We start from the raw sequence: 26,942 nt of genomic DNA, 5'->3' as shown, positions 1-26,942 counted from the left end.
CCGGGTCAGCCGAGCAGTGCGGTGACCGCGCGCTGCGCGTCGCGGATGCAGGCGGGCACCCCCACGCCGTCGAAGGCGGCGCCGGCGACCTCGAGGCCAGGTACCTCGGCGACGGCCGCACGCACCGCGGCGACCCGGCCCGGGTGGCCCACCAGGTACTGCGGCAGCCCACCGCCCCAGCGGACGAGCGCGGTCTGCAGCGGCTCGGGACGGGCGAGGCCGAGCAGGTCGGCGACGTCGTCCGCCACGGCGGCGACGAGCTCGTCGTCGTCCCGCTGCAGGTCGCTCTCGGCGCGGAACCGGCCGACCGACGAGCGGACCAGCAGGGCCGCCCCGCCGGCCAGGTGCGGCCACTTCGCCGACGAGACGGTCACGCCCTTGACCAGCCGGCCGGTCACGGGGGGCACGAGCAGCCCCGACCCGGCGGCGACCTCCTGCGCCGGGAAAGCCATGGCGACCACGGCCATCGACGCGTACGGGATGCCCCGCAGGGGCTCGACCGCGCCCGGCACGACCTCGCGGAGCAGCCGGGCCGCCTTGCCGGCCGGGGCGGTGACGACGACGGCGTCGGCGGTCAGCCGCTCGGGCTCGGCGGCCGAACCCACCGAGAGCTCGAAGCCGTCCGCCGTGCGCCGCAGGCCGTGCGCCGGCGTGCGCAGCCGGACCTCCGCGCCCGCGGCGGCGACCAGCGCCGCCGGCAGCGAGCCGATGCCGTCGGAGACGGTGACGAACACGGGGCCGTCGGCGTCCCCCCGGCTGCGGGTCCCCGCGTCCCGGGCGGCGGCCGCGGCTCCGAGCACGGATCCGGCCGCCGGCAGGTGCGCGGCGAGGGCCGGCATCGTGGCCTGCAGCGAGAGCTCGTCGGCCCGGCCGGCGTACACCCCGCCGAGCAGCGGCTCGACCAGCCGGTCGACCACCTCGTCGCCCAGCCGTGCACGCAGGAGGGTGCCGACGGCGACGTCACCGTCGGGCCGGACCGGCGGCAGGTCGGCCTCGGCCCGGACCCGGGCGACGCCGTCGGCGGACAGGAAGCCCTCGAGCCCGTCGGCCGAGGCGGGCACCCCGAGCACGGTGCCGGCCGGCAGCGGATGGCGTCCGTCGGGCAGGACCACCGAGGCCTGCGTGGTGGCGGGCGCGACCAGCCGGCCGCCGAGCCCCAGCGCCTCGACCAGCGCCACCGCCTCCGGGACGCGGGCCAGCATCGCCTCCGGGCCGGTGTCGTACCAGCGCCCGGCCAGCTCGATGCGGTGCAGCTTGCCGCCGATCCGGTCACCGGCCTCCAGGACGACGATCTCGTCGTCCGGCCGGCGGCGCCGCCACTCGAACGCAGCGGCCAGGCCGGTGATGCCGGCCCCGACGACGACGAGACGGCGACGGGCCGTCATGAGGCGGTCAGCTCGTGGACCAACTCGGCCACGTGCGTGAGCACACCGGGATCGGTGTCGGGCAGCACGCCGTGGCCCAGGTTGAAGATGTGCCCCCGGGCGGCCTTGCCCTGCTCGACGATCCGGCGCACCTCGCGGTCGACGGTGGCCCGGTCGGCCAGCAGGACGGCGGGGTCCAGGTTGCCCTGCAGCGAGCGCTGCTGGCCGACGCGGCGGGCGGCCTCGTCGAGCGGGATGCGCCAGTCGACGCCGACGACGTCGGCACCGGCGTCACCGATGAGCGGCAGGAGCTCGCCGGTGCCCACCCCGAAGTGGATGCGCGGGACGTCGCGCTCGCCGCGCTCCCGGTCGCCGAGCCCGTCGAAGACCGCCCGCGAGTGCGGCAGCACCCGCTCCGCGTAGTCGGCCGCCGACAGCACGCCGGCCCACGAGTCGAACAGCTGGACCGCGGCCGCGCCGGCATCGACCTGGGCCCGCAGGAAGATGGCCGCCGACACCGCCAGCTTGTCCAGCAGCCGGCCCCAGGCCTCGGGCTCGGCGTACATGAACGCCTTGGTGCGGGCGTGCTCCTTGGAGGGGCCGCCCTCGATCAGGTAGGTCGCGAGGGTGAACGGCGCACCGGCGAACCCGATCAGCGGGGTGGCACCCAGCTCGGCGACCAGCTGGCGCACCGCCGTCTGCAGGAAGCCCAGCGCCTCGGGCTCCAGCGACGGCAGCGCATCGACGTCGGCCACCGAGCGGACCGGCTCGTCGATCACCGGGCCGATGCCCGGCTTGATCTCGACGTCCATCCCGGCCACCACCAGCGGCAGCACGATGTCGGAGAAGAGGATCGCCGCATCGACCCCGTGCCGGCGGACCGGCTGCAGGGTGATCTCGGTGACCATGTCGGGGTCCTGGCAGGCGTCGAGCATCACCGTGCCGGCGCGCAGGCTGCGGTACTCCGGCAGCGACCGGCCGGCCTGGCGCATGAACCAGACCGGGGTGCGGCTGACCGGCAGGCCCCGGGCGGCGCGGACGAGGTCGGACTCGGCCGGGGACGTCGGGGGGACCGGGGCGGGGGCGAGGCTCACGGGGGTCGATCCTCCCAGACGGCCGCCGGGCACGTCCCCGGCGCGTCGACCGGGAGTCGGGCGCCTCTGCGGCGCGTCGGACGCGATGTGCTAGACGGCGACCTACCCTGCGCACGTGGAGCCGCATCTCCTGGCCAACGCCGGGAACAGAGGCAAGGACGGGCACGGGGACGAGGTCCCCGTGGCGTTCCGGGCCGCCCTGGAGGCGCTGGCGCGGGTCCGCGCCCGCCCGGAGATCGTGCTCGAGAGCATCCCGGCTCCCCAGCGGCTGGCCCCGTACGCCCACGCCGTCGGCGCGTCGGTGAGCGAGCGGGACGGAGACGAGGACGTCGAGATCGCCAGCGCGCGGTTCATCGTCCTGCACGACCCGGCGGGCCACGAGACGTGGCAGGGGACCACCCGGTGCGTCGGGTACCTGTCGGCGGAGACCGACGAGGAGCTCGTCGACGACACGATGTTCTCCGAGGTGGCCTGGAGCTGGCTCACCGACGCGCTGACCGAGTCCGGCGCCGTGCACACCACCGTCGGCGGCACGGTCACCCGCACGGCCTCCACCCGGTTCGGCGAGCTGGCCGGCCCCGAGCACTCGGTCGACGTCGAGATGCGCGCGTCCTGGACGGCCGGGGACACCGCACTGGACCAGCACCTGCAGGCGTGGCTCCAGGTGCTGGCCAACGCGGCCGGGCTGCCGCCGCCCGGGGTGCACCTGCTCGGGCCGGGTGGGGAGAGTCGCTGACCGGTCCTGCGGCGGGACTCTCTAACATCGGTTCCAGCAGACGGGCCCCCGCCCGCACGGACCGGCGAGAAGGTGGACGGCAACTGAGCACCGAGCCCACTCCCCGGCCGGCGACCGACGACGCCGCGGAGGAGTCCACCGCCGTCCCGCTGCTCGCTCCCCGCGACGGCCTGCCGCCGACCATCGAGAACTCCACGCAGCTGGTGGAGTACGCCCAGGCGCTCCGCGAGGGGTCCGGGCCGGTCGCCGTCGACGCCGAGCGCGCGTCCGGCTACCGCTACGGCCAGCGGGCCTACCTGGTGCAGCTGCGGCGCAACGGCTCGGGCACCGGCCTGGTGGACCCCGTTCCCCTGCCCGACCTGTCGGTGCTGCAGGAGGCGATCGCCGACGCCGAGTGGGTGCTGCACGCGGCCAACCAGGACCTGCCGTGCCTCGCCGAGATCGGGCTGGTCCCCGCCAAGCTGTTCGACACCGAGCTGGCCGCCCGGCTGGCCGGGCTGCCCCGCGTCGGGCTGGGCGCGGTCGTGGAGTCGCTGCTCGGCTTCTCGCTGCAGAAGGGCCACTCGGCCGCCGACTGGAGCACCCGCCCCCTGCCCGAGGAGTGGCTGGTCTACGCCGCCCTCGACGTCGAGGTGCTGGTCGACCTGCGCGACGCGCTGGCGGCGATCCTCGCGGAACAGGGCAAGACCGAGTGGGCGCGCCAGGAGTTCGAGGCGATCCTCGCCGCCGGTCCCCCTGCGCCCCGGGTCGACCCCTGGCGGCGCACGTCCGGGGTGCACGGGCTGCGCAGCCGCCGCCAGCTGGGCATGCTGCGCGCGCTGTGGGAGGCGCGCGACGAGCTCGCCCGCCGTCGGGACGTCGCCCCGGGACGCGTGCTGCCGGACTCGGCGATGGTGTCCGCGGTGCAGGCCGACCCCCGGAACGAGGGTGCCCTCCTGGAGCTGCCGGTGTTCCGGGGACGGGCCAACCGGCGGCTGGTCGCGCACTGGTTCCAGGCGCTGGTCCGCGGCAAGGAGGTCCCCGAGGACGAGCTGCCCCCGCACAGCCGGACCGGCGACGGCCCTCCGCCGGTGAACCGGTGGGCCGACCGCGATCCCGCGGCGGCCACCCGGCTGCAGGCGGCACGGGCGGGCCTGGCCGAGGTGGCGGAGAAGCACGCCGTCCCCGTCGAGAACGTGGTCTCCCCCGACCTGGTGCGCCGGCTCATGTGGCACCCGCCCGAGCCGCGCGATCGCGACGCGGTCGTCGCGGCGCTGCGGGCCGGCGGGGCGCGGGAGTGGCAGGTCGACCTGACCGCCGACCTGCTGACCGACGCGGCGACCCGCGCCTGACCGCCGCTGGGATCAGGTTCCCTGATCCCAACGCGTCCTCCCTCATGGTGCACGGTGAAGGAGGTCGCTCCACCGTGAGGGAGGACGACGCCGTGCGGCCGTAACCATGGACGGCGCCGCTCCGCTGATGGCGAAGCCCGCTACGACACGGCGAGGATCCCTGCGCCGTCAGCCGCCCGGTTCGGGCGTCAGCGGAACTTGTGGGTGAGGCTGTCCATCGTCCGGTTCACCGAGGCGACCTTGATGTGCGAGAGCCCGCCGGTCGCGCCGGCGGCGACCATCGCCTCGTGCGCGGCGCGCAGGGTGGCCCACACCTGGTCGGCGTCGCCCTCGAGCGTGGTGCCCAGCGCCCCGACCTCGTACCGCAGGCCGGACGCCTGGATCACCGCGATGGCCGCCTCGACGTGCGCGTGCGGGTCGTCCGGCGTCCCGGGCGGCGACGGCGCGACCTGGATCTCGGCGATCATGTGACTCGTCCCTCCTGTCGGACGGCCCCGTTGCAGGGGCCCGCCGCGAGCCTGCGAGTGGCGGGGGGCAACGGGGTCCTCTTACTGCTGCGCGCCGTCCACCCGCTCGGCCACCGCGGTGTCGCTGCGCTCGCCGAGCTTCGCGCTCCACTCGGCGATCCGGCGCGCGACGTCCTGCTCGGTCAGGCCGACGTCGGCCAGCACCTGCCCGCGGCTGCCGTGGTCGAAGAACTGCTGGGGCAGACCCAGGGCCCGCACCGGCACGTCGACGTCGCGGTCCTGCAGGGCCTGGCTGAGCGTGGTGCCCACTCCCCCGGCGCGGCCGCCGTCCTCGACGGTCACCACCAGCCGGAAGTCACCCGCCAGCGCCACCAGCTCTTCGGACACCGGCAGCACCCACCGGGGGTCGACGACGGTGACGTCGATGCCCTGGTCGGCGGCGCGCTCGGCGGCGGCGAGGCAGAGCGGCACCATGGAGCCGACGGCGACCAGCAGCACGTCGTCAGTCCCCCCGCGACGGAGCACGTCGACCGGGCCGCGGCGCTCGAGCGCCGGCACGTCCGGCGGGAGCACGCCCTTGGGGAAGCGGATGACGGACGGGCCGTCGGAGATGGCGACGGCCTCGCGCAGTGCCTCGCGCAGGGTCGCCTCGTCCCGTGGCGCGGCCAGGTGCACGCCGGGCACGACGGAGAGGATCGACATGTCCCACATGCCGTTGTGCGAGGCGCCGTCCTCACCGGTCACGCCGGCGCGGTCGAGGACCACGGTCACGGGCTGGCGGTGCAGGGCGACGTCCATGAGCAGCTGGTCGAACGCCCGGTTGAGGAAGGTCGAGTAGACGGCGACGACCGGGTGCATGCCGGCCATCGCCAGGCCGGCCGCCGAGGTCAGCGCGTGCTGCTCGGCGATGCCGACGTCGAAGACCCGCTCGGGGAACCGCTCGGCGAAGGCGGCCAGCCCGGTCGGGTGCAACATCGCCGCGGTGATGGCGACGACGTCGGGCCGCTCGGTGCCGACGCGCACCAGCTCGTCGGAGAACGCGTCGGTCCACGGACGGCCGGTCTTGCGGACGCTCGCGCCGCTGTCGGGGTCGAAGATGCCGGTCGCGTGCCAGGCGTCGATCTGGTCGGTCTCGGCCGGCGCGTAGCCGAAGCCCTTGGTGGTGACGGCGTGCACGATGACCGGGCCGCCGAACGACCGGGCCCGGCGCAGCGCGGACTCCATGACCTCGATGTCGTGCCCGTCGACGGGGCCGACGTACTTCATGCCGAGGTCCTCGAACATGCCCTGCGGCGACAGGACGTCCTTGAGGCCCTTCTTGATCGCGTGCAGCGCGTCGTACAGCGCCGTCCCCACGACCGGTGCCCGGTGCAGCGCCTGGCGCACCTGCAGCAGGGCGTTCTCGTAGCCGGGGCGCAGCCGCAGGGTGGCCAGCGCGTCAGCGACGCCGCCGATGGTCGGCGAGTAGGAGCGGCCGTTGTCGTTGACCACGATGACCACCGGGCGGTCCTGCGCGGCGGCGATGTTGTTCAGCGCCTCCCAGGCCATGCCGCCGGTCAGTGCGCCGTCGCCGATGACGGCGACGACGGGACGCGAGTCGCCGCGGATGGCGAAGGCCTTGGCCAGCCCGTCGGCGTAGGACAGCGACGTCGAGGCGTGGCTGTTCTCCACCCAGTCGTGCTCGCTCTCGGCACGGCTCGGGTAGCCGGACAGACCGCCGCGCTGGCGCAGGCGCTGGAAGTCCTCGACGCGCCCGGTGAGCATCTTGTGCACGTAGGACTGGTGGCCGGTGTCGAAGACGATCGGCTCGCGCGGGCTGTCGAAGACCCGGTGCAGCGCGATGGTCAGCTCGACGCAGCCCAGGTTCGGCCCCAGGTGCCCACCGGTCTTGGCCACGCTGGTGACCAGCGCGTCGCGGATCTCCGCCGCGAGGACGGGGAGCTGCTCGGGGGGCAGGGCGCGGAGGTCCTCCGGGCCACGGAGCGATCGCAGGAGCGGCACGTCGCGGCGGGTCCTTCCTGGCGTCGGGAGCACGGCGCGACTGGTCGCCGCCGCTCAACCGTACCCGCGTGGCCGGGACCCGACCGGAAAGCGCGATCCCTCACAGGCGGGGGACCCAGCGCTCGCCGCGCAGCGCCCCGGCGACGACCTCCACGCCCCGGGCGGCGGACGCCAGCCGGGCGCCCTCCCGCTCGTAGGCCCGCATGGCCGCCTCGATCGCCTCGGCCGGCAGCTGGTCGGCCAGCTCCACCCGGACGGTGCGCCAGCCCGCGCGGGCCGCCTCCAGCCCGGCGGCGACGTGGTCCGCCGCGAACCGGGCCAGCAGCACCGGGTAGCGGCGCAGCACCTCGTGCGCCCGGTAGTCCGGCGGGACGAGGTCGTAGAGCCAGGCGACTGCCGTGTGCTCCCAGTCAGGGGCGCCCGGAGGCCGGACCTCGTCCGGCCAGCCCGGCGGCACCGTCGCATCCACCGCTCCAGTGTGGCGCATCCGTCGAACATCCGTTCGACGGACACGCGACGCCTCAGGCGGGGGGTCGGGCTTCGCTCTGGCGCTTCAACCAGAACTGCTCGAAACCCCAGGTACCGGCGCCGCTGGAGTGGTAGCTGACCAGCTCCCACCCCTCGGCGCCGAGCTGGTTGAGCACCGTGCTGGTGTCGCCCTGCTGGCGTTCCGACGAACCGCCGGGGAGCTTGACGCTCACGCCGGCCCGCTGCGACTCCGCATCGTTGGCAGTGATGACCGAGGCGTATTCCCACGTGGGCACCCCTGAACGGTAGCCAACCGGCTGCGCGGGGGTCATCCGGGGACGGAGACGACGCCGGAGCGCACGCCTGCGCCGGCTACTCGGTGAAGGAGACCTGGGGTCGCGCGGAGCGGCTCCCGCCGGGGCGCTGCTCCTGGCTCATCCCCCGCAGCTTGCCGGCGCGGAGCGCGGCGACGTGCTCGTCGCACAGGCGCAGCTCGAGGGGCCGGATCGGGAGCTCGACCACGCCCACCTGGGTGGCGCGGCGCCCGCAGTCGGAGGCGTCGCACTGGCGGCCCGGGTCGGTCATGGCCCCAGTGTCCCCCACGCCGCGAGCTACGGCTCCGGCACGAGCAGCGCGACGCACTCCACGTGGGCGGTCATCGGGAAGGCGTCGAAGCCGCGGATGCCGGCGAGCCGGTAGCCGGCCTCGCCGAAGGCGGCGACGTCGCGCGCCAGTGCCGCCGGGTCGCAGGCCACGTAGACGACGGCCCGCGCACCGGTGCCGGCCAACAGCCGGCTCACCGCCTGGCCGGCGCCCGCCCGCGGCGGGTCCAGGACGACGACGTCGGGCGGGGTGCCCAGCTCTTCGAGCAGCTCGCGCAGCCCGTCGGCGTCGACCTCGCCCTGCCAGACCTCGGCGTGCGGCAGGTCGGCGAGGTTGGCGTCGGCAGCGGCGCAGGCGCCCGGGTCGGACTCGACGCACACCACCCGGCCGGTCTCCCCCACCGTCGGTGCCAGCGCACCGCCGAACAGTCCGGCACCGGCGTAGAGGTCCAGCACCGTCTCGCCCGGGCGGACGGCGGCGAATCCGGCGACCGCCCCGACGAGGGCGTCCGCGGCGGCGGGGTGGACCTGCCAGAAGCCGGTACCCTCCACCTCCCAGTCGCGCCCGCCCGCACGCCGCTCGGCCCGCGTGACCGGCTCCTCCGGCAGCTCGCCGCCGGCCCGGACGACGCGGCTGGACGTCGCCCGCCCGCCGCGGTCCAGCCGGCTGGTCGTCACCGCACCCGCGGAGTCGATGGAGACGTCGACCGCACCGGCGCCCGGCCACCGCCGGGAGAGCACCGCCTGCGCGGCCGGCTCCACCGTGATCGGGCAGTCGTCGAGGACGACGACGTCGTGCGAGCGGTGCCGGCGCAGCCCGGGCGCCCCGGTGCGGTCCACGGCGAACCGGGCCCGCGAGCGCCAGCGCAGCGCCCCGCCCGGGAGCTCCTCCACCGTCACCGCGACGTCGGCGAGGCCGGCCAGCCGGGTGAGCTGCTCGCGGACCACGGCGGCCTTGAGCCGGCGCTGCTCGGCCGGGTCGACGTGCTGCCAGTCGCAGCCGCCGCACCGGCCCGGTCCGCTGTAGGGACAGGGCCGCTCCACCCGCGCCGGTGACGCCTCCAGGACCTCGATCGCGTCCGCTCGGCAGAAACCGGGGTGCCGGTCCTCGGTCACCCGCACCACGACCCGCTCGCCGGGCAGGCTGTGCCGGACGAAGACGACCCGCCCCTCGTGCCGGGCCACGCAGTGCCCGCCGTGGGCCACCGGGCCCACCGTCACCTCGAACTCGGTGCCGGTCCAGCCACCGCCCCGGTCGGGCCGGGGCTGCGCGGTCCGGCGCCCGCCGTCGGTGCGCGCGGGGCGACCCGGGCGCCGGCCGCGACGGTCAGCCATACGGGACCGCGTCGGAGTCGTCGGTGAGCCCGCGCCGCAGGTCACCGGGCGCCGGCCCGCCGCGCCCGTCGTCGTCCCGGCCGACCGAGCTGGCCAGCTGCCAGGGCACGGTCGTGATCATCACGCCGGGCTGGAACTGCAGGCGCGCGCGCAGCCGGAGCGCGCTCTGGTTGTGCAGCAGGTTCTCCCACCAGTGCCCCACGACGTACTGCGGGACGAAGACGACGACCAGCTCGCGGGGGCTGCCCCGGCGGATGTTCTTGACGAAGTCGACGACCGGCCGGGTGATCTCGCGGTAGGGCGACTCCAGCACGGTCAGCGGCACGGGGATGTCGAACCGCTCCCAGTCGGCCTGCAGGCCCCGGGTCTCGGCGTCGTCGACGTTGACCGTCAGGGCGGTGAGTTCGTCGGGCCGGGTGGCCCGTGCGAAGGCCAGCGCCCGCAGCGTCGGCTTGTGGACCTTCGACACGAGGACGACGGCGTGCACCTTGCTGGGCAGCGTGCGCGCGTCGGTGTCGGGCACCAGCTGCTCGGAGACGTACGAGTAGTGCCGGTTGATCGCCCGCATCAGGACGAACAGGACCGGCATCGACACGATGACCAGCCAGGCGCCGTGGGTGAACTTCGTGATCACGATGATCACCAGGACGATGGTCGTGAGCGTGCCGCCCAGGGTGTTGATGATCTGGGAGCGGCGCATCCGGCGGCGCTCGGCCGGATCGGCCGTGCTCTGCATCTCCCGGTTCCAGTGCCGCACCATGCCCCACTGGCCGATGCTGAAGCTGGTGAAGACGCCGATGATGTAGAGCTGGATCAGCCGGTTCACGTCGGCGTCGAACGCGACGATCAGCAGGACGGCGAACCCGGCCAGCAGCAGGATGCCGTTGCTGAACACCAGCTTGTCGCCGCGGGTGTGCAGCTGGCGCGGCATGAACCGGTCCTGGGCGAGGACCGAGCCCAGCAGCGGGAAGCCGTTGAACGCGGTGTTCGCGGCCAGGATCAGCACCAGCGCCGTGGCGGCCTGGATGTAGAAGAAGCCGAGGGAGGTGTCCCCGCCGAACGTCGCGGCGGCGAGCTGGGCGATGACCGTGCGCTGCGGCTCGGTCTCGCAGTCGGCGAAGCCCACCAGGTCGCAGGGGTGCTCGACGTACTTCACGTCGGCCAGCAGGGCCAGCGCCGTCACCCCGGCGAACATCGCGGCCGCGATGCCACCCATGAGCGCGAGCGTGGTGGCCGCGTTCCGGCTCTTCGGCGCCCGGAACGCCGGGACGCCGTTGGCGATGGCCTCCACCCCGGTCAGTGCGGTGCAGCCGGACGCGAAGGCGCGGAGGGCGAAGAGCAGCAGCGCCAGCCCGGCCAGGTTCTCGTACCCGGGCTCCGGCGTGACCGAGTACTGCGAGGTCTCGGCGACCAGCCCGCCGTCGGTCACGAACCAGCGGATCAGCCCGGTGACGATCAGGATCCCGATGCCGGCGATGAAGAGGTAGGTCGGGGCGGCGAAGGCCCTGCCCGACTCGCGGACCCCGCGCAGGTTGGCGGCGGCGAGCAGGGAGACGAGGCCGACGGCGATGAGCACCCGGTGCTCGTCCAGCGACGGGAACGCCGAGATGATGTTGTCGGTACCGGCCGACACCGACACGGCGACGGTGAGCACGTAGTCCACGAGGAGCGCGCTGGCCACGGTCAGCCCGGCGAACTGCCCGTGGTTCTTCATCGCGACCTCGTAGTCGCCCCCGCCGGAGGGGTAGGCGTGCACCACCTGGCGGTAGCTGAGCACCACCGTGATCAGCAGCAGCACGACGCCGACCGCGAGCCACGGGGCCAGGTACAGGAAGGCCGTCCCCGCCAGCGTCAGGACGATGAGGATCTCCTGCGTGGCATAGGCCACCGAGGAGAGCGGGTCGCTGGCGAAGATGGGCAGCGCGTACCGCTTGGGCAGCAGCGACTCACCCAGGCGGTCGCTGCGGACGGCACGACCGAGGACGATCCGTTTCGGGAGTTGTCCGAGGTCGGACAGCGTGGGCACGGCGGCGATGGTACGGACGGCGGGGGACGGATCGCCGTCGCCGGGCTGTACTACTCCTCACGCGGGTGAGGCGCCCCGGTTCGGGCGGGAACACCGCGGGGACGGGTGTAACTTCGCGCCCGGATGCGCGGGCGGACGGCCGCCGGCGCGACGCCTTCCGGAGGAGACCTCGTGCACGTGGTCGTCATGGGCTGCGGCCGGGTCGGCTCCGCCGTCGCCCGCCGGCTCGAGGAGGTCGGGCACAGCGTGGCGGTGATCGACCAGGACCCCGCCGCCTTCCGCCGGCTGGGGCCGGACTTCGGCGGCCGGCAGGTCACCGGCCTCGGCTTCGACCGGCAGACGCTGCTGGACGCCGGCATCGACTCCGCCGGCGCCTTCGCCGCCGTCAGCAGCGGCGACAACTCCAACATCATCAGCGCCCGGGTGGCCCGCGAGACGTTCGGCGTCCAGCACGTCGTGGCCCGCATCTACGACTCCAAGCGCGCCGAGGTCTACGAGCGGATGGGCATCCCGAGCGTCGCCACCGTGCCGTGGACGGTCAACCGGCTCATCCGGGAACTGCTCTCGGTCAAGGTCAGCGAGCTGTGGCGCGAGCCCACCGGGAAGGTGTCGCTCATGCGCGTCACCGTCACCGAGGGCTGGGTGGGCCGGCGGCTGGCCGAGCTGGAGGCCGCCACGGCGGCCCGTGCCGCCTGGCTGGTCCGCTTCGGGGAGTCCCAGCTGCCGACGGCGACCACCGTGCTGCAGGACGGCGACCAGCTGGTCCTCGCCGTGACCGACGAGATCACCGGCCGGGTGCACGACGTCGTCGAGCGCGGGCCCAGGGCAGGCGAGCACTGATGCGGGTCGCCATCGTGGGTGCGGGCGCCGTCGGCCGGTCGATCGCCGGGGAGCTGCTGGGCAACGGGCACACCGTGATGCTCATCGAGAAGGACGGCCGCAAGGTGCGCACCCGTTCGGTGCCCGGTGCGGAATGGGTCCAGGCCGACGCCTGCGAGGTCTCCTCCCTCGAGGAGGCGCAGCTGGCCACCTGCGACGTCGTCGTGGCCGCCACCGGCGACGACAAGGCCAACCTCGTGGTCTCCCTGCTGGCCAAGACCGAGTTCGCGGTCAACCGCGTCGTCGCGCGGGTGAAGGACCCCCGTAACGAATGGCTCTACACCGAGGCCTGGGGCGTCGACGTCGCCGTCTCCACCCCGCGGGTGCTCGCGGCCCTGGTCGAGGAGGCGGTCACCGTCGGCGACGTCGTCCGGCTGATGAGCTTCCGCAAGGGCGCGGCCAACCTCGTGGAGATCACGCTCGCCGAGGACACGCCCTGGGTGGGCCACGCGCTGCGGGAGGTGCCGCTCCCCCGGGAGACGGTGCTGACGGCGATCCTCCGCGGCGAGCGGGTGATCACCCCGTCCCCGGACGAGCCGCTGGAGGCCGGGGACGAGCTGCTGTTCATCACCCACGCCGAGGTGGAGGACCAGCTCAAGGTCATCCTCGCCCCGCCGAAGGCACCCGGGCAGGCCTGAGCGCGTCCCCTCAGGCCGACGGGCGCTCGTCGGGTTCCGGCGGCGCGGGGTCGATGACCGACCGGTGGCGGTGCAGCCGGGAGACGACCCAGAGCGTCACCAGGATCTCCACGGCGGTGACGGGCACCCCGAGCAGGAGGGAGACGACGCCCAGATCGGTGGCGTCGGTGTTCTCGCTGCCCAGGTAGAGGTACCCCTGGACCGCGGCCCGGACGAGGAAGACCGCGGCCCACAGCACGGTCAGCCACCCGTAGGCGCGCAGCAGCCGCGGGTCCTCCCGCCAGGGCCGCTCGGGAGGCGGGTCGGGCAGGCCCCGGCCGGTCGCCGGGGCGGCCGCGCCGGGCGGGTCCAGGACGACCGGGTCCACCCGGCCACGCAGCCGCGGCAGCGCCGCACCCGGCGTCGACATGGCGCCCAGGTGGCTGGGGGCGAGGAACTCCGCGATCACCCCGACCAGCGGCCGGCGCACCACGATGGAGCCGAGCAGGACGACGGCGAGCGCGGCGTTGCGGATGATGCCCGGGACGTAGAAGTCGCGGGCCTGCCCGGTGGCGGCCGCGATGGCGACCGCGACGCCGACGGCGAACAGGCCGCTGACCGCCTGCTGCACGCTCTCCCGGCGGGTCAGCCGGAGCCCGAAGATCAGGACGGCGGCGCCGAGCGCGGCCCAGATGCCGGGGCGCAACCCGGCGATCCCGTTGGCCACGATGAACGCGATGGTCGGCACCGTGGCGTCGACCATGCCGCGCCAGCCGCCCAGCTGGTCGAGCACCAGGTGCCGGTCGAAGACGAACGACGACTCACCGGCGTCGTCGTCGGGCCGGTCGGCACCCGTGCCGGCCGGCCGGCCGCCGTCCGGGGACGGCGCCGCGCCGTCCGGACCGGTCATGTCGCTCGCCCGCTCCATCACTGCGCCCTCCCCCACGTCCACGCTGCCGGCAGTGGACCGCCGGCTCCGTCGTACCCACCGTCCCCGCCGGGCACGTCGTTCCCGCACGCAGCGGCTCTCAGCAGGAACCCAGCTCGTACCAGGGGTTGTAGATGACCCGCTTGCCGTCGAAGGCGGCGAACCGACCGCGTGCGGTCAGCGTGCGGCCGGGCTCGATGCCGGCGATGCGCCGGCGGCCCAGCCAGACCAGCGTGACCGACCCCGAGCCGTCGAACAGCTCGGCCTCGAGCGTGGGCACCGTCTCCCGGGGGGTGTAGACGACCGACTTCAGCCGCCCGGTCACCGTCACGACGGCGCCCTTGCGGCAGGCGCTGAGGGGCTCGCAGCCGGCGCTGGCGGACTCCGCGCGGAGCTCCTCCGCGTCGATCGCCTGGTCGTCGGCGGTCAGTCGCTGCAGGGTCCGCGACAGCCAGCCGACGGGACGGGTCTCGGTCACGGACCCAGCGTAGTGCCGCCGGGGGCGGGGGCGGCGCCGGCGCTCCCCCCGGCGGGTGGCGTCCGGGGCGCCGTGCCCCCCGGCCCGCCGGTGGAGGGGGTCCTGGGTGCCGCGCCCGCCGGCCGGGCGGCCGCCGCCTCCTGCTGGGCGGCGACCCGTGCGGCCGCCTCGGGCGGCAGGGTCAGCGGGAGCGCCTCCCGCACCGGCATGGGCTCGCTGCCCCGGACGACGACGATGGCGCGGAAGGCGTCCTCCAGCGCGGCCGCGGCCTCCGGGCTGGAGGCGGCGGAGCCGCTGATGGTGCCGCGCAGGAACCAGCGCGGGCCGTCGACCCCGAGGAACCGCGCCGGACGGCGGACGGGCTCGGGCGCGGGCTGCCCGGGCTGCGCCGGCGGAGCGGCGACGACGGTGCCCGCCAGCTCGATGCCGAACGGCCCCTCGACCTCTCGCAGCGAAGCGCCCTGCCCCGACGCCGTCCGGACGATGTCCTGGCGGACGTCGTCCCAGATACCGGCGGCCCGCGGCGCGGCGAACACCGAGACCTGCAGCAGGGAGTCCCCCGAGCGCAGCGTCGCCCCGATCACCTGCTGCTGCTGGTTCAGGTCCACCCGCAGCTCCATCCCGGGGCGCGCGGGCAGCCGCAGAGCGCCGAGGTCCAGCCGGGTGATGCCGTCCTCGGGTGCGTCGGCGACGTCCCAGGGCCCGGTGGTCTCCTCCACGTCGCGCTCGCGGACCTGCGGCTCCGGCGGCACGCCGCGCTCGCGCAGGCTGCGGTCGATCCGGTTGCGTCGTCGTCCGAACGGCATGTCAGTCCTGCTCCTCGTCCACCGTGGTCATCCGCCCCGAGAAGCCCCCCGTCGAGCCGTGCCCGCCCGTGCCGCGTGCACTGTCGGGCAGCTGCTCCACCGGCACGAAGCGGGCCCGCACCACCGGCTGCACGACCAGCTGCGCGATCCGGTCACCGCGGCGGAGGGTCAGCGGGGTGGCCGGGTCGTGGTTGACCAGGATCACCTTGATCTCCCCGCGGTAGCCGGAGTCGATCGTGCCGGGGGCGTTCACGACGCCCAGGCCGTGCCGGGCGGCCAGCCCGGAACGCGGGTGGACGAATCCGGCATAGCCCTCGGGGATCGCCACCGCCACCCCCGTCCCGACGACCGCCCGCTGCAGCGGAGCCAGCTCGACGTCCTCGGTGAGGGTCAGATCGGCGCCGGCGTCGCCGGGCAGCGCATAACGCGGCACGGCACCTCCGGCGGACAGCAGGGAGACCGGCACGTCCAGCTCGGACGGGGGGAGGTCGGGCACGTCGGCGACCCTAGCCGCGCCCGGCGGTCCGGTGGTCACGCCGGCCCTGGGCACACGGTCAGGCTCCGCCGCGGAGGTCGCGCAGCACTCGCGCGGCCAGGCCCTCGGTGGCCCGCCGGTTGCTCCGCCCCGCCAGTGCGGCGCCGAGCAGGAGCGGCGCCGCCGTCGGCACGTTGCCGACGAGCCGGCGCCCGACGCGCCGCCGCAGGGCGCGCATGCCTGCGGCCCCCAGGACCGATCCGAGGCCGGAGCCGCTCGACACCGCGCGCTGCGCCGACCAGCTGGACAGGTAGGCCGCCCCGCGCTCGCGGGCGTCCCCGGGTGCCGGCCGGCCGTGCAGCTCGTGCAGCTCGCCGATGAGCACCACCTCGACCGCGGCCGTGAGGACCGTCTCCGCGCCCAGCTCCAGCGGAACGGCGAGCAGGGACGGCGGCGCGAACCAGTGCGCGGCGGACAGGCCGCCGGTCGCCGCACCGATGCCGGAGGTGGCCCGGGCCGCGCGGGCGACGAGGGCGGCGGTGATCTCCTCGTCGGAGGAGCCCGGGTAGGCCGCGCGCAGCCGGGCCGCGTTCCGGATGGGAAGCCGCGGCGCAGCGGCGGCCAGCAGGTCGCCCAGCACCGCCCCCGGGGACCGGCCCGCCCCGGCAGGCGGCTCGTCGGCCAGGCCCGTGGACGCGGTGGGTGCACCCGCACCACCACCGAGGGAGGCGCCCACCGCCGTGGCGACGGCGCCGAGCACGTCGCGCAGGCCGGTTCCGGCGGTCCGCCCGGGAGCCTGGTCCGCGGCCGGACCGGGAGCCTGGTCGGCACCGCCGACCAGGCCGGCGACCGCCTCTGCCACCGCTCGCGCGGCGCGGCCCAGCCCGCCCTCCTCGGCCGGGACCGGCACGGGCGCGACCGGACGCGGTGGCGGGACGTCGCGCGGGGCGGCCGTGCGCGACGAGTCCTCGTTCATCACCCGCTCCTCGTCATCCGGGTCACCAGGACCGGCCCCCTGCGGGCTCCCGCCGCGATCCTGCGAGCGGCGGGGGCAGAGGGTCGTCCTCAGGCGCAGTCGCGGCAGTACAGGTCGTCGCCCTTGGTGGCGGCCAGCCGACTGCGGTGCTGGACGAGGAAGCAGCGCGAGCAGGTGAACTCGTCCTCCTGCTTCGGCAGCACGCGCACGGTCAGCTCCTCGTTCGAGAGGTCGGCACCGGGCAGCTCGAGGTTCTCGTTGAAGTCGGTCTCGTCGACGTCGACCGACGAGGACTGGGCCTCGGCACGGCGTGCCTTGAGCTCCTCGAGCGAGTCCTCGCCGAGCTCGTCGGACTCGTTGCGGCGCGGGGCGTCGTAGTCGGTGGCCATGGGGTGCCCCTCCTGGTTCTCGCGGGCGTCGGGCCCGCTCTTCTGACGCGGTGCCGGGTGGGCTCCGTCGTCTCGGCCGGTCGCCGGTGGGCGATCGGTGTGCCTTGTGCCGGCGGCCCGCGTGCGGGGCCTCCGGTCCGTGCCGGTCGCTCGCTGCCGTCCGGGTGGACGGCGGACGGGTCCGGCAGCCGCCCAACGCCCTACGGGCCCGGTTTGTGCCCGCGGGATCACGGGCGACACATCGGGCGCACGGACGGGCGTCGGGGCGGCGGAGCGGCAGAGGTTACCCTGCCGCCGTGGCGACTCCCGTGGGTGCTGATCCGACCGTCGTGGGCCCTTACCTGGCGCGTGCGCTGGGCGACGAGCGGTGGCAGGAGGTGACCGTCGAGCTCATCGCGGCCGGTATGTCCAACCTCACCTACGTGGTGACCCCGCAGGGCGGCTCCGCCGACGACTCGGTGATCCTCCGCCGGCCGCCCACGGGCGCCGTGCTGGCCACCGCCCACGACATGGCCCGGGAACACCGGGTGATCTCCGCGCTGGACGGCACGCCCGTGCCGGTGCCGCGCACGCTGCACATGTGCACCGACGAGTCGGTGCTGGGCGCGCCGTTCTACGTGATGGAGCGCGTCGTCGGGATCCACGCCGTCAACGCTTTCCCGTCCGGGTACGCCGACGAGCCCGCGCAGCGACGCGCCGTCGGCGAGGGGCTCATCGACGTCCTGGCCGACCTGCACTCGGTCGACCACGAGGCCGTGGGGCTGGCCGACTTCGGCCGGCCCGAGGGGTTCGCCGCGCGCCAGGTGCGCCGCTGGACCAAGCAGTGGGACGCCACCCGCGACCGCGACCGCCCGGACCTCGACGCCCTGGCCGCACGGCTCGCCGAGACGGTGCCGACCACCCAGCGCTCGAGCATCGTCCACGGCGACTACCGGCTGGACAACTGCCTGCTCGACCCGCAGCAGCCGGGCCGCATCAAGGCCGTCCTCGACTGGGAGATGTCGACGCTCGGCGACCCGCTCACCGACATCGGGATGATGTTCGTCTACTGGCCGCAGGCCGGTGAGGACCGCGCCTCGACCCAGAGCGCACTGACCACGCTGCCCGGTTTCCCGACCCGCCTCGAGGCGGCGCAGCGGTACGCCCAGCGCACCGGCGTGGACCTGGCCGACCTCAACTGGTACGTCGGCTTCGCGTTCTTCAAGTTCGCCGCGATCATCGCCGGCATCGTGGCCCGCTCGGCGGCCGGCGCCATGGCCGGCAAGAACACCAGCGGGTACGCCGAGCGCATCGACCCGGTCGTGGAGCTCGGACGCGCCGCGCTCGAGGACGGTGCGATCTAGCCGGCCGGTCCGGCTCTAAGCTCGACCCCGACCGACCCACCGTCGCGCGCCCGGGCCCCCCGGCCGGTGCGGGCACCCGGGTCCCTGCGAGGAGAGTGACAGTGACGACGTTGCGCACCGAACGCCCGACGGTGCGCGCCCGCAGCGGGCGTCGGCCACTGCCGCCGCTCATCTTCCTGCTGGTGCTGGGCCTGGTCGCGGCGGGCGTCTGGTGGAACGTCTTCCGGCAGGACGCCGAGCTCCAGGCCGAGCAGGACGCGGCCTGCGAGACCGCCGAGCCCGCACCGGCCGCCCTGGATCCCGCGACCGTCTCGGTGCGCGTCTTCAACGCCTCCGACCAGGCCGGGATCGCCCAGGCCGTCAAGGAGAACCTGGGCGCCCGCGGGTTCACCATCGCCGAGGTCGCCAACGACCCCACCGGCCGCGAGGTCACCGGGGTGGGCGAGGTGCGCCACGGCGTCGGCGGCAAGTCCACCGCCGCCTTCCTGGCGCTCTACCTCCCCGGCGCCGACCTGTACCAGGACGTCCGCGCCACCCAGCAGGTCGACCTCGTCCTGGGACCGGACTTCGTCATCGGCGAGAGCCTGGCCACGGACGAGGCCGTCGACGCCGCCCTGGCCGAGGCCGAGGAGGCCGCGAACGCCTGCTGACCGCGCGGCCGTCCGCGGGCCGGCGAAGCGCCGGCCCGGCCGTCGCTAGGCCGGGTGCAGCTCGGCCAGCAGGGCGAGCAGGTCCTCGGCGATCTCCGGGGCGGCGGCCACGACCAACGGGTCGCCGACGGGCCGGCCCGGCAACCCGGCCACCACCAGCCCTGCCTCGGCGGCGACGAGCGCGCCCGCCGCGTGGTCCCACGGCTCGAGACCGGCCTCGTAGTACGCATCCACCCGCCCGGCCGCCGCGGCGCACAGTTCCAGCGCCGCGCTGCCGTGCCGGCGGATGTCGCGCACCCGGGGCAGCAGCCCGGCCACGACCGCCCCCTGCGCCCGCCGCCGCTCGACCCGGTACCCGAAGCCGGTGGCGACCAGGCTGTGCTCGAGCGAGGTCGCCCGGCCGCCGGTCAGCCGCACCGGGTCCGGCGCCGTCGGGGTCGAGAGGAACGCCCCGCCGCCGGCCACGGCCGTGAAGAGCTCACCGGTCGCGGCGTTGAGCACCACGCCCACCGCGGCGACGCCGTCGACCTCGGCGGCGATGGAGACGGCGTAGGCGGGCAGGTCGTAGAGGAAGTTCACCGTGCCGTCGATCGGATCGACCACCCAGCGGACGCCGCTGGTGCCGGCCCGCTCGGCGCCCTCCTCGCCCAGCACGCCGTCGTCGGGCCGGGCACCCAGCAACCGCCCGACGACGAGGTGCTCGCAGGCGGTGTCCACCGCGGTCACCACGTCCACCGGACTGGACTTGACCGCCACGTCGTCCCCGGCCGTGGCACGTCCGCTCCGGACCAGCTCGCCGGCCTCGCGAGCGGTGGCCACGGCCAGCGCCAGCAGCGATTCGGACTCGGGCAGCAGGGTCATGCAGCGATCCTCCCCCGGCCGGAACACCCCGGCTCCGTCGCAGGGTCCCGGCGCGTGCGGAGCGCGTGTTGGGGGGCGACGGGGTCCTCTTACTAACCTGGCCGGATGCAGGGCTTCGGTGTGGACATCGGCGGCAGCGGCATCAAGGGGTGCCTGGTGGACCTCGAGAAGGGGCAGCTCCTCGGCGAGCGGCTCCGGATAGAGACCCCTCAGCCCGCCCTGCCCGACCCCGTCTACGACGCCGTGGGCCGCATCGTGACGCACTTCGGCTGGACCGGTCGCCTCGGTGTCACCTTCCCCGGCGTGATGAAGCACGGCGTGGCGCACACGGCGGCCAACGTCGACCCGAGCTGGATCGGCACCGACGTCGACGCCGGCCTCGAGGCACGCATCCCCGGCACGGTGGCGACCCTCAACGACGCCGACGCCGCCGGGATCGCCGAGATGCGCTACGGCGCCGGCAGGGACCGGGACGGCGTCGTCCTGATGCTCACGTTCGGCACCGGGATCGGCAGCGCCCTGTTCGTCGACGGGCGCCTGGTGCCCAACACCGAGTTCGGCCACATCCAGGTCGACGGCGAGGACGGCGAGCGCCGCGCCGCCGCGTCGGCCCGCGAGCGCGAGGAGCTGAGCTATCCCGAGTGGGCCGCCCGGGTCGACCGGTACCTCGACGTCCTGGAGGCCGGGCTCTGGCCCGACCTGATCATCGTCGGCGGCGGCGTCAGCAAGAAGGCGTCCAAGTGGGTGCCGCTGCTCAGCACGCGCACGCCCGTGGTCCCGGCCCAGCTGCAGAACGCCGCCGGCATCGTCGGAGCGGCCCTGGCGGCGCACGAACGCCCGGAGTCCTGACCCGGGGGCGACCGGCCACTCGCCCGGCGGAACGGGCAGGAAAGGGCAGTGGAATCGCCGGGGCCCGTCGTTACAATGGCGGTGCCCCAGCCCGCCGCCCTCCAGCCGTGAGGGATCCCCCACCCCAGCGCGGTCAAACACCGCACCGGTCTGCCGGGACTCCCCCGACGACGAGGGCGAGAGCCGGAGCCGCTACCCGAGGATCACACGGTCCCCTGGCGTACGTCCCCAGCACGGGAAGGAACCTGAGTGCCCGCCGACCAGCCAGCACCGGAAGCAGCCGACGCGAGCGCCCGCACGCGCGCCAGGACGGTCGCCGCCGGTACCCGCGCCCCGAGGGCCACCGCCGCGGTCCCGGAGAGCACCGGCACGGCGGCGCCGGCGAGGAAGGCCGCGGCGAAGAAGACCGCGAAGGCGCCCGCCAAGGGGAAGACGAAGCCGGCGATCACGCCCTCCACCCCGGCCGGCGAGGGCGCCGTCCTGACCGCCGTGGCCGGCGAGGGCACCACCGTCGCCGTGGTCGACGGCGGCTCCGAGGGGCTCACGCTCGACGAGACGGTCATGACCGGCAAGGACGGCGTCGAGGTCGCCCCGGCCGAGGACGAGGCCGCCGAGCCCGGCACGGACTTCGAGTGGGACGAGGAGGAGGAGTCCGAGGCGCTGCGGCAGGCCCGCAAGGACGCCGAGCTCACCGCCTCGGCCGACTCGGTCCGCGCCTACCTCAAGCAGATCGGCAAGGTCGCGCTGCTCAACGCCGAGGAGGAGGTCGACCTCGCCAAGCGCATCGAGGCCGGGCTCTACGGCTCCGAGCGGCTGCGCCAGGTCGAGGAGGAGGGCATCAAGCTCTCCCCGCAGATGCGCCGCGACCTCAACTGGATCGTCCGCGACGGCGAGCGCGCCAAGAACCACCTGCTGGAGGCCAACCTCCGCCTGGTCGTGTCGCTGGCCAAGCGCTACACCGGGCGCGGCATGGCGTTCCTGGACCTGATCCAGGAGGGCAACCTCGGCCTGATCCGCGCCGTCGAGAAGTTCGACTACACCAAGGGCTACAAGTTCTCCACGTACGCCACGTGGTGGATCCGCCAGGCGATCACCCGCGCGATGGCCGACCAGGCCCGCACCATCCGCATCCCGGTGCACATGGTCGAGGTCATCAACAAGCTCGGCCGCATCCAGCGCGAGCTGCTCCAGGACCTGGGCCGCGAGCCCACCCCGGAGGAGCTGGCCAAGGAGATGGACATCACCCCGGAGAAGGTGCTGGAGATCCAGCAGTACGCCCGGGAGCCGATCAGCCTCGACCAGACCATCGGCGACGAGGGCGACAGCCAGCTCGGCGACTTCATCGAGGACTCCGAGGCGGTCGTGGCCGTCGACGCGGTGAGCTTCACGCTCATGCAGGACCAGCTCACCAGCGTCCTGCAGACGCTGTCCGAGCGGGAGGCCGGCGTCGTCCGGCTGCGCTTCGGCCTGACCGACGGCCAGCCCCGCACGCTCGACGAGATCGGGCAGGTCTACGGGGTGACCCGGGAACGGATCCGGCAGATCGAGTCCAAGACGATGAGCAAGCTGCGCCACCCCAGCCGCTCCCAGGTGCTGCGCGACTACCTCGACTGAGCACATCGTCGTCCTCCGGACGACACCGCGGCCACGTGCCGGGACCGGTCCCGCAGAGCGTGTCCGTCGCGCCTGCGCGGACCCCTCCGAGGCCCACTCGGCACGACCAGACAGAGCCCCCCACCCCCCGGACGGGGGGCGCGCGGGTTGGCGCCGACATCTGTCGGGTAGACCGCGTAGCGTGTGGGTCGTCAGAACAGCAGCGGACCCACCGCCGCACCGGTCACCCGACCGGCACGGCGAGCGACACCAGCACGTGCACGACCGGTACCACCCCAGTGACGTCCCCTGCTGAACCCGAACCACTGCCGGTACATCACGGACTCATCTCGATCGGTGAGTCCTGGTTCGCCTACAGCGGAGCGGGAACACGAGGGGCCATCCTGGCGCTGTGCAGGAGGCCGATCCGCAGCCGCGGATCCGTGCGGTAGAGAGCGAGTGATGAGCCAGATGACCCAGACGCTGACGACGACCCCGCCCACCGATGACCTCGTCGTTCCCTTCCACTGCGATCGCTGTGGTGCTCTGGCCAAGGTGCGAGTCGTGCTCGCCAGTGGCAGCGACCTCGTCTTCTGCGGGCACCACGCACGGGAGTACGAGGGCAAGCTCCGCGACATCGCCGTCGACATCATCGACACCGAGGGCGAGCAGCACGTAACTGCCTGAGAGACCGGCTATCGTCGCGCCCGCGATGACAGCCTCACCCGACGACGCCGCCGGCTCCTCCGTACCGCCTCGTGCGGATGGAGGGCCGGCGGCTCCGTCGTTCCCGGGCACTCCCGGTCGACGGCGACCGGAGGATCCCCCCATGTCCCAGCAGCCCCCCGCGCACGACGAGACCGTGCGCCTGCGCGGCGAAGGGCCCGACAGCCGACCACCGGTCGAGCCGTCGCGGCCTGCTGCCGACGACGGCGACACGCCCGAGCTGCACAATTCTTCGACGCCCCCGGGTGAGGTCGACGACACCCGGCCGGTGTCACGGGACTGGCTCAGCGGCGCGCCGGAGAACGGCACCGGGACCACCGCCCAGCACGGCGTCGCCGACGCCCCCGCCGCCCCCCAGGACCACGTCCCGCCCGCGGGCCGCCCGGACGACGCCACGGGCCGGCTGGAGGCCCCGGCCGTCCGCGGCTCCGGCGCCGGTGGCGACGGAGCACCTCCCGCCGACGGTGACGAGAGCGGGGGCTCCCCGTGGTGGCGGCGCCGAGCGGTGCTCGTACCTGCCGGCGCCCTGGCCGTGCTCGCCGCCGCCTACGGCGTGGACCTCCTCGCCTCCTCCGGCAGCGTCCCGCGGTCGACCGTCGTCGCCGGCGTCGACATCGGCGGGATGGCGCCCGCCGCCGCCGTGGACCGGCTCGACGCCGAGCTCGGCGACCGGGTGGCCGCCGACCGCCGCATCGTCGCCGACGACGTGGAAGGCGTCTTCTCCCCCGCCCGGGCCGGCATCCGGCTCGATGCCGAGGAGACCGTCGACACCGCGGACGCCCAGCCGCTGAACCCGTGGACCCGCCTCACCACGCTGTTCGCCGACCGCGAGGTCCAGCCCGTCGTCGAGGTCGACGAGTCGACGGTCGCCGACGAGCTCGGCTCCTTCGACGCCCAGCTGGAGACCTTCGCCGAGCAGGTCGACCGCGCGCCGGCCGACGCCACGATCGCGATCGAGGGCGCCACCCCCCGCGTGGTCGAGCCGGCCGACGGGCGGACGCTCGACCGCGACGGCGCCGAGGAGGCGATCACCGCGGCCCTCACCCGCGAGGTGGACCCGGCCACCCCCCTCGAACTGCCCGTGGACGTCGATCCCGTCACCGTCGGCACGCCCGAGGCCGAGCGCGTGCTCGCCGAGACGGTCGAGCCGGCCCTCGCGGCCCCGGTCACGGTGACCGGCGGCCCCGGCGGCCCGACCGCCGAGGTCCCGGTCGGCGCCCTGGCCGCGTCGCTGACCTTCACCCCGACCGAGGACGGCGAGCTGGAGGTCGGCATGGACCCGGCCGCACTGCAGACCGCCCTCGGGGACGAGCTGGCCGTCTTCGGCACCCCCGCCGAGGACGCCACCTTCGACGTCTCCGGCGGCTCGGTGCGGGTCGTCCCCTCGGTCGACGGCACCGGGATCGACCCGGCGCACCTGGTCGAGCAGCTCCTGCCCGTGCTGGACGACCCCGCACCGCGATCGGTGACCGCCGAGCCCGGCCCCGTGCCGGCCGAGTTCACCACCCAGGAGGCCGAGGCGCTGGGCATCCGCGAGGAGATCAGCAGCTTCACCACGAACATCAGCAACCCGGCCAGCGGCGAGAACATCCGCGTCGTGGCCGCGGAGGTCGACGGTGCGCTGATCCTGCCCGGTGAGACCTTCAGCCTGAACACCTTCACCGGCCCCCGCGGGACGGCCCAGGGCTACGTGCCGGCCACCGTCATCAGCGGCGGCGAGCTGTCCACCGCGGTCGGCGGGGGCATCAGCCAGTTCGCCACCACGATGTTCAACGCGGTGTTCTTCGCCGGGCTCGAGGACGTCTACCACAAGCCGCACAGCTTCTACATCAGCCGCTATCCCGCCGGCCGGGAGGCGACGGTCTACGAGGGGGCGATCGACCTCCAGTGGCGGAACGACAGCGACACCGGCGTCTACGTCGACACGCAGTGGACGCCGCGCTCCCTCACCGTCACCTTCTACGGCACCAAGCGCTACGAGATCGAGTCCATCAGCAGCGAGCGGCGGAACCCCAGGGAGCCGGCGGTGATCGAGAAGGTCGACGACGGCGACTGCATCCCGCAGTCCGGCGTGCCCGGCTTCGACATCACCGTGACCCGGGTGTTCAAGGACCTGGCCACGGGCGCGGAGCTCGACCGGGAGGACTTCCGCACCCGCTACAACGCCGAGGCGGTCATCACCTGCGTGCCCCCGGCCGACCCGCCGGAGGGGGCCCCCGCTCCCCCGGACGGAACGGCTCCGACCAGCGCTCCCACGTCGGGCGGGCGCCGCCCGGCTGACCGGCACCCCGGGAACGGTCGTGCCGGCCGCCGGCGGGTGCACTGAGCGGCTCCACCGGCGGGGATCCCCCGGACGAGCGGGTGCCGCTGCCCGGGCCGGGGCGCGACGTGGAGACTGACCGGATGAGCGCTGTGCTGCCCGGCGATCCGCCGGCGCAGGCCGACGCCCCACCCCCCGACGCCCCACCCCCCGATGCCCCGCCACCCGACGCCGGCGACCATCCGGCCGGAGGTCCCGCCCGGCAGCGGCCCGATGCAGGTGCCACACCCGTCGGAGACCGGAGCCCGGGCCGGCTGGACTCCTGGCCGGCGTTCGTCCGCGTACCGCTGCAGGTCCTGGGCCGCACGCTGGCGAAGGCGTGGCAGGACCGGATCCTCGGGTTGTCCGCAGAGGCGGCCTTCTGGCAGATCCTCTCCGTCCCGCCGCTGCTCATCGGGCTGCTGGGCTCGCTGGGCTACCTGAGCGACCTGATCGGCGCCGACTCGGTCCGGCAGATCGAGGACTACCTGCTCAGCTCGTCCACGGAAGTGCTCACCCCCGACGTCGTCGACTCCCTGGTCGCCCCGACGCTGAACGACATCCTCAGCTCCGGGCGGCTCGAGGTCGTCAGCCTGGGCTTCCTGATCTCCCTGTGGGCCGGGTCATCGGCGACGGCCACGTTCATGAACACGATCGTCATCGCCTACGACCAGCGGGACGTCCGCGGGCCGATCCGCACCCGGCTCAAGGCGCTGTGGCTCTTCGTGGTCGGCATGGTCATCGCCGTCCTGACCCTGCCCCTGCTGGTGCTCGGCCGCGGCGTGCTGGTGGCGCTGCTGCCTGCCGGCTGGCAGCCGGTCGCCACCGTGCTGATCAACGGCATCTACTGGCCGCTGGTCATCATCGGGTTGCTGCTGGCGCTCACCAGCTTCTACAACGTGGTGCTGCCCAACCGCCTGCCGTGGAGCCGGCACCTGCCCGGCGCGGTGCTGGCACTGGCCTTCTTCATGGTGGCCGCCCTGCTGCTCCGGACCTACGTCGCCGACGTGCTCACCGCGGCCCTGCCCTACGGCGCGCTGGCCGCCCCGATCGGCATCCTGCTGTTCTGCTTCTTCTTCGGCATGGCGGTCCTGCTAGGGGCCGAGCTCAACGCCACCATCCAGGCCCGCTGGCCTGCGCCGCTGCGCCGCCACGACCCTCGCCGGCGGGCGAGGCGTGAGGCCAAGCTCGCCGCGGAGGCCCGCCGGCTGGGGCGATGACAACGCGACCCTCCGGGTGGCACCGCGGCCACGAGCCGTCCCCCTGCTTCGCTGAGCGCGTCGGTCGCCCCTGCGCGGACCCCTCCGGGGCCCACTCGGGACGACAGAGAGCCCCGCTCACTCCTTCTTGAGCTGGTTGTAGACCTCCTTGCAGGCCGGGCACACCGGGCTGCCCGGCTTGGGGGTCTTGGTGACCGGGAAGACCTCCCCGCAGAGCGCCTCGACCATCGTGCCCATGACCGCGCTCTCGGCGATCTTGTTCTTGCGGACGTAGTGGAAGACCTCGTTGGCGTTGCCGGTGTCGGCGTCGCGGACGTCCGGCCGCTCGAGGATGTCGCTGCTGCTCACGGGTTCTCCTTCGTGGTGTGCGTCCGGGGTCGCGACCCGGGAACCGGGCACCCGCCGGGCCGTGTCCATGATGACAGGCGG

The 26,942-nt window shown here is 74.6% G+C and carries 28 protein-coding genes; 11 read left to right on the top strand and 17 right to left on the bottom strand.

The annotated features are described in order from the left end of the window. Positions 1 to 5: 5 nt before the first annotated feature. Both hemG and hemE read right to left on the bottom strand, forming a co-directional pair. On the bottom strand, positions 6 to 1,385 hold the full coding sequence (hemG, locus tag RM425_RS18945; protein ID WP_311346782.1) for a protoporphyrinogen oxidase: 1,380 nt from the start codon (positions 1,383 to 1,385) through the stop codon (positions 6 to 8). Then, positions 1,382 to 2,458, bottom strand: coding sequence for a uroporphyrinogen decarboxylase (gene hemE / locus RM425_RS18940; protein WP_311346781.1), 1,077 nt, complete (start codon positions 2,456 to 2,458; stop codon positions 1,382 to 1,384). Before hemE ends, hemG begins: the two co-directional genes overlap by 4 nt. Positions 2,459 to 2,573: 115 nt before the next feature. Here hemE and RM425_RS18935 point away from each other — a divergent pair, with 115 nt between their 5' ends. Together RM425_RS18935 and RM425_RS18930 are read left to right on the top strand one after the other, a co-directional pair. Then, on the top strand, positions 2,574 to 3,194 hold the full coding sequence (locus tag RM425_RS18935) for a DUF3000 domain-containing protein (RefSeq protein WP_311346780.1): 621 nt from the start codon (positions 2,574 to 2,576) through the stop codon (positions 3,192 to 3,194). Between the two features lie 83 nt (positions 3,195 to 3,277). Beyond that, on the top strand, positions 3,278 to 4,525 hold the full coding sequence (locus RM425_RS18930; protein WP_449495092.1) for a ribonuclease D: 1,248 nt from the start codon (positions 3,278 to 3,280) through the stop codon (positions 4,523 to 4,525). 188 nt (positions 4,526 to 4,713) lie between these two features. Here RM425_RS18930 and RM425_RS18925 read toward each other — a convergent pair whose 3' ends face one another. The 7 genes from RM425_RS18925 to RM425_RS18895 all read right to left on the bottom strand — a co-directional run bounded on the left by RM425_RS18925 (position 4,714) and on the right by RM425_RS18895 (position 11,424). Next, positions 4,714 to 4,992: a thiamine-binding protein gene (locus RM425_RS18925; RefSeq protein WP_311346778.1), complete on the bottom strand. Its 279-nt coding sequence runs from the start codon at positions 4,990 to 4,992 to the stop codon at positions 4,714 to 4,716. Between the two features lie 81 nt (positions 4,993 to 5,073). Then, on the bottom strand, positions 5,074 to 6,993 hold the full coding sequence (gene dxs, locus RM425_RS18920; RefSeq protein ID WP_311346777.1) for a 1-deoxy-D-xylulose-5-phosphate synthase: 1,920 nt from the start codon (positions 6,991 to 6,993) through the stop codon (positions 5,074 to 5,076). 100 nt (positions 6,994 to 7,093) lie between these two features. Beyond that, complete coding sequence (locus RM425_RS18915) at positions 7,094 to 7,462, bottom strand: hypothetical protein (protein WP_311346776.1); 369 nt, start codon at positions 7,460 to 7,462, stop codon at positions 7,094 to 7,096. 52 nt (positions 7,463 to 7,514) lie between these two features. Beyond that, positions 7,515 to 7,757, bottom strand: a complete 243-nt coding sequence (locus RM425_RS18910; protein ID WP_311346775.1) for a DUF4177 domain-containing protein — start codon at positions 7,755 to 7,757, stop codon at positions 7,515 to 7,517. A gap of 76 nt (positions 7,758 to 7,833) precedes the next feature. Continuing rightward, positions 7,834 to 8,046 (bottom strand): hypothetical protein, encoded by a 213-nt coding sequence (locus RM425_RS18905; RefSeq protein ID WP_311346774.1) that lies wholly within the window; start codon positions 8,044 to 8,046, stop codon positions 7,834 to 7,836. A gap of 26 nt (positions 8,047 to 8,072) precedes the next feature. After that, positions 8,073 to 9,398 (bottom strand): class I SAM-dependent RNA methyltransferase, encoded by a 1,326-nt coding sequence (locus RM425_RS18900; protein WP_311346773.1) that lies wholly within the window; start codon positions 9,396 to 9,398, stop codon positions 8,073 to 8,075. Continuing rightward, positions 9,391 to 11,424, bottom strand: coding sequence for an APC family permease (locus RM425_RS18895; RefSeq protein WP_311346772.1), 2,034 nt, complete (start codon positions 11,422 to 11,424; stop codon positions 9,391 to 9,393). The genes RM425_RS18900 and RM425_RS18895 overlap by 8 nt, the downstream gene beginning before the upstream one ends. A 171-nt stretch (positions 11,425 to 11,595) precedes the next feature. On the opposite strand from RM425_RS18895, the gene RM425_RS18890 reads away from it, so the two are divergent. Beyond that, on the top strand, positions 11,596 to 12,264 hold the full coding sequence (locus RM425_RS18890) for a potassium channel family protein (protein WP_311346771.1): 669 nt from the start codon (positions 11,596 to 11,598) through the stop codon (positions 12,262 to 12,264). After that, a complete protein-coding gene (locus RM425_RS18885; protein WP_311346770.1) occupies positions 12,264 to 12,941 on the top strand; it encodes a potassium channel family protein in 678 nt (225 codons plus the stop codon). Before RM425_RS18890 ends, RM425_RS18885 begins: the two co-directional genes overlap by 1 nt. Before the next feature lie 10 nt (positions 12,942 to 12,951). Here the strand turns inward: RM425_RS18885 and RM425_RS18880 are convergent, their stop codons facing one another. The 6 genes from RM425_RS18880 to RM425_RS18855 all read right to left on the bottom strand — a co-directional run bounded on the left by RM425_RS18880 (position 12,952) and on the right by RM425_RS18855 (position 16,972). Then, entirely contained in the window at positions 12,952 to 13,872 is a 921-nt protein-coding gene (locus RM425_RS18880) for a DUF3159 domain-containing protein (protein WP_311346769.1), read from the bottom strand. A gap of 76 nt (positions 13,873 to 13,948) precedes the next feature. Continuing rightward, the gene (locus RM425_RS18875; RefSeq protein ID WP_311346768.1) at positions 13,949 to 14,326 is read right to left on the bottom strand and encodes an OB-fold nucleic acid binding domain-containing protein; all 378 of its coding nucleotides are present in this window, start codon (positions 14,324 to 14,326) and stop codon (positions 13,949 to 13,951) included. Further along, complete coding sequence (locus tag RM425_RS18870; protein ID WP_311346767.1) at positions 14,323 to 15,132, bottom strand: DUF3710 domain-containing protein; 810 nt, start codon at positions 15,130 to 15,132, stop codon at positions 14,323 to 14,325. Before RM425_RS18870 ends, RM425_RS18875 begins: the two co-directional genes overlap by 4 nt. A gap of 1 nt (position 15,133) precedes the next feature. Beyond that, entirely contained in the window at positions 15,134 to 15,628 is a 495-nt protein-coding gene (dut, locus tag RM425_RS18865) for a dUTP diphosphatase (protein ID WP_311346766.1), read from the bottom strand. A 58-nt stretch (positions 15,629 to 15,686) separates the two neighbouring features. Then, positions 15,687 to 16,583, bottom strand: coding sequence for a hypothetical protein (locus RM425_RS18860; RefSeq protein ID WP_311346765.1), 897 nt, complete (start codon positions 16,581 to 16,583; stop codon positions 15,687 to 15,689). A gap of 89 nt (positions 16,584 to 16,672) precedes the next feature. Beyond that, the gene (locus tag RM425_RS18855; RefSeq protein WP_311346764.1) at positions 16,673 to 16,972 is read right to left on the bottom strand and encodes a DUF4193 domain-containing protein; all 300 of its coding nucleotides are present in this window, start codon (positions 16,970 to 16,972) and stop codon (positions 16,673 to 16,675) included. Positions 16,973 to 17,268: 296 nt separating this feature from the next. Between RM425_RS18855 and RM425_RS18850 the strand changes: the two genes are divergently transcribed. Next, positions 17,269 to 18,315, top strand: coding sequence for a phosphotransferase family protein (locus RM425_RS18850; protein WP_311346763.1), 1,047 nt, complete (start codon positions 17,269 to 17,271; stop codon positions 18,313 to 18,315). A 101-nt stretch (positions 18,316 to 18,416) separates the two neighbouring features. Further along, positions 18,417 to 18,965: a LytR C-terminal domain-containing protein gene (locus RM425_RS18845; protein ID WP_311346762.1), complete on the top strand. Its 549-nt coding sequence runs from the start codon at positions 18,417 to 18,419 to the stop codon at positions 18,963 to 18,965. 45 nt (positions 18,966 to 19,010) lie between these two features. On the opposite strand, the gene RM425_RS18840 is transcribed toward RM425_RS18845, so the two are convergent. Next, a complete protein-coding gene (locus RM425_RS18840) occupies positions 19,011 to 19,826 on the bottom strand; it encodes an inositol monophosphatase family protein (protein ID WP_311346761.1) in 816 nt (271 codons plus the stop codon). Between the two features lie 105 nt (positions 19,827 to 19,931). Here RM425_RS18840 and ppgK point away from each other — a divergent pair, with 105 nt between their 5' ends. The 5 genes from ppgK to RM425_RS18815 all read left to right on the top strand — a co-directional run bounded on the left by ppgK (position 19,932) and on the right by RM425_RS18815 (position 26,513). Then, positions 19,932 to 20,675, top strand: a complete 744-nt coding sequence (ppgK, locus tag RM425_RS18835; RefSeq protein WP_311346760.1) for a polyphosphate--glucose phosphotransferase — start codon at positions 19,932 to 19,934, stop codon at positions 20,673 to 20,675. A 249-nt stretch (positions 20,676 to 20,924) separates the two neighbouring features. Then, positions 20,925 to 22,289 (top strand): RNA polymerase sigma factor, encoded by a 1,365-nt coding sequence (locus RM425_RS18830; protein ID WP_311346759.1) that lies wholly within the window; start codon positions 20,925 to 20,927, stop codon positions 22,287 to 22,289. Positions 22,290 to 22,730: 441 nt separating this feature from the next. Then, complete coding sequence (locus RM425_RS18825; protein WP_311346758.1) at positions 22,731 to 22,955, top strand: DUF7455 domain-containing protein; 225 nt, start codon at positions 22,731 to 22,733, stop codon at positions 22,953 to 22,955. 142 nt (positions 22,956 to 23,097) lie between these two features. Continuing rightward, positions 23,098 to 25,320 carry a VanW family protein gene (locus RM425_RS18820; RefSeq protein ID WP_311346757.1) on the top strand — a complete coding sequence of 741 codons (2,223 nt, stop codon included), beginning with the start codon at positions 23,098 to 23,100 and terminating at the stop codon, positions 25,318 to 25,320. A gap of 77 nt (positions 25,321 to 25,397) precedes the next feature. Next, entirely contained in the window at positions 25,398 to 26,513 is a 1,116-nt protein-coding gene (locus RM425_RS18815) for a YihY/virulence factor BrkB family protein (protein WP_311346756.1), read from the top strand. A 117-nt stretch (positions 26,514 to 26,630) separates the two neighbouring features. Here the strand turns inward: RM425_RS18815 and RM425_RS18810 are convergent, their stop codons facing one another. Continuing rightward, positions 26,631 to 26,861: a DUF3039 domain-containing protein gene (locus RM425_RS18810; RefSeq protein ID WP_311346755.1), complete on the bottom strand. Its 231-nt coding sequence runs from the start codon at positions 26,859 to 26,861 to the stop codon at positions 26,631 to 26,633. Between the last annotated feature and the right edge of the window lie 81 nt (positions 26,862 to 26,942).

It is taken from the genome of Blastococcus goldschmidtiae (assembly GCF_031845325.1).
Taxonomy (GTDB): Bacteria; Actinomycetota; Actinomycetes; order Mycobacteriales; family Geodermatophilaceae; genus Blastococcus; species Blastococcus goldschmidtiae.
This window is presented reverse-complemented; position numbering and strand designations above follow the sequence as displayed.

Coding starts and splice junctions, on each gene's coding strand:
- RM425_RS18815 (WP_311346756.1), top strand. CDS start 25,398: ATGAGCGCTGTGCTGCCCGGCGATCCGCCGGCGCAGGCCGACGCCCCA.
- RM425_RS18860 (WP_311346765.1), bottom strand. CDS start 16,583: ATGAACGAGGACTCGTCGCGCACGGCCGCCCCGCGCGACGTCCCGCCA.
- hemG (WP_311346782.1), bottom strand. CDS start 1,385: ATGACGGCCCGTCGCCGTCTCGTCGTCGTCGGGGCCGGCATCACCGGC.
- RM425_RS18900 (WP_311346773.1), bottom strand. CDS start 9,398: ATGGCTGACCGTCGCGGCCGGCGCCCGGGTCGCCCCGCGCGCACCGAC.
- RM425_RS18820 (WP_311346757.1), top strand. CDS start 23,098: ATGTCCCAGCAGCCCCCCGCGCACGACGAGACCGTGCGCCTGCGCGGC.
- RM425_RS18905 (WP_311346774.1), bottom strand. CDS start 8,046: ATGACCGACCCGGGCCGCCAGTGCGACGCCTCCGACTGCGGGCGCCGC.
- RM425_RS18885 (WP_311346770.1), top strand. CDS start 12,264: ATGCGGGTCGCCATCGTGGGTGCGGGCGCCGTCGGCCGGTCGATCGCC.
- RM425_RS18825 (WP_311346758.1), top strand. CDS start 22,731: ATGAGCCAGATGACCCAGACGCTGACGACGACCCCGCCCACCGATGAC.
- ppgK (WP_311346760.1), top strand. CDS start 19,932: ATGCAGGGCTTCGGTGTGGACATCGGCGGCAGCGGCATCAAGGGGTGC.
- RM425_RS18925 (WP_311346778.1), bottom strand. CDS start 4,992: ATGATCGCCGAGATCCAGGTCGCGCCGTCGCCGCCCGGGACGCCGGAC.
- RM425_RS18870 (WP_311346767.1), bottom strand. CDS start 15,132: ATGCCGTTCGGACGACGACGCAACCGGATCGACCGCAGCCTGCGCGAG.
- RM425_RS18855 (WP_311346764.1), bottom strand. CDS start 16,972: ATGGCCACCGACTACGACGCCCCGCGCCGCAACGAGTCCGACGAGCTC.
- RM425_RS18840 (WP_311346761.1), bottom strand. CDS start 19,826: ATGACCCTGCTGCCCGAGTCCGAATCGCTGCTGGCGCTGGCCGTGGCC.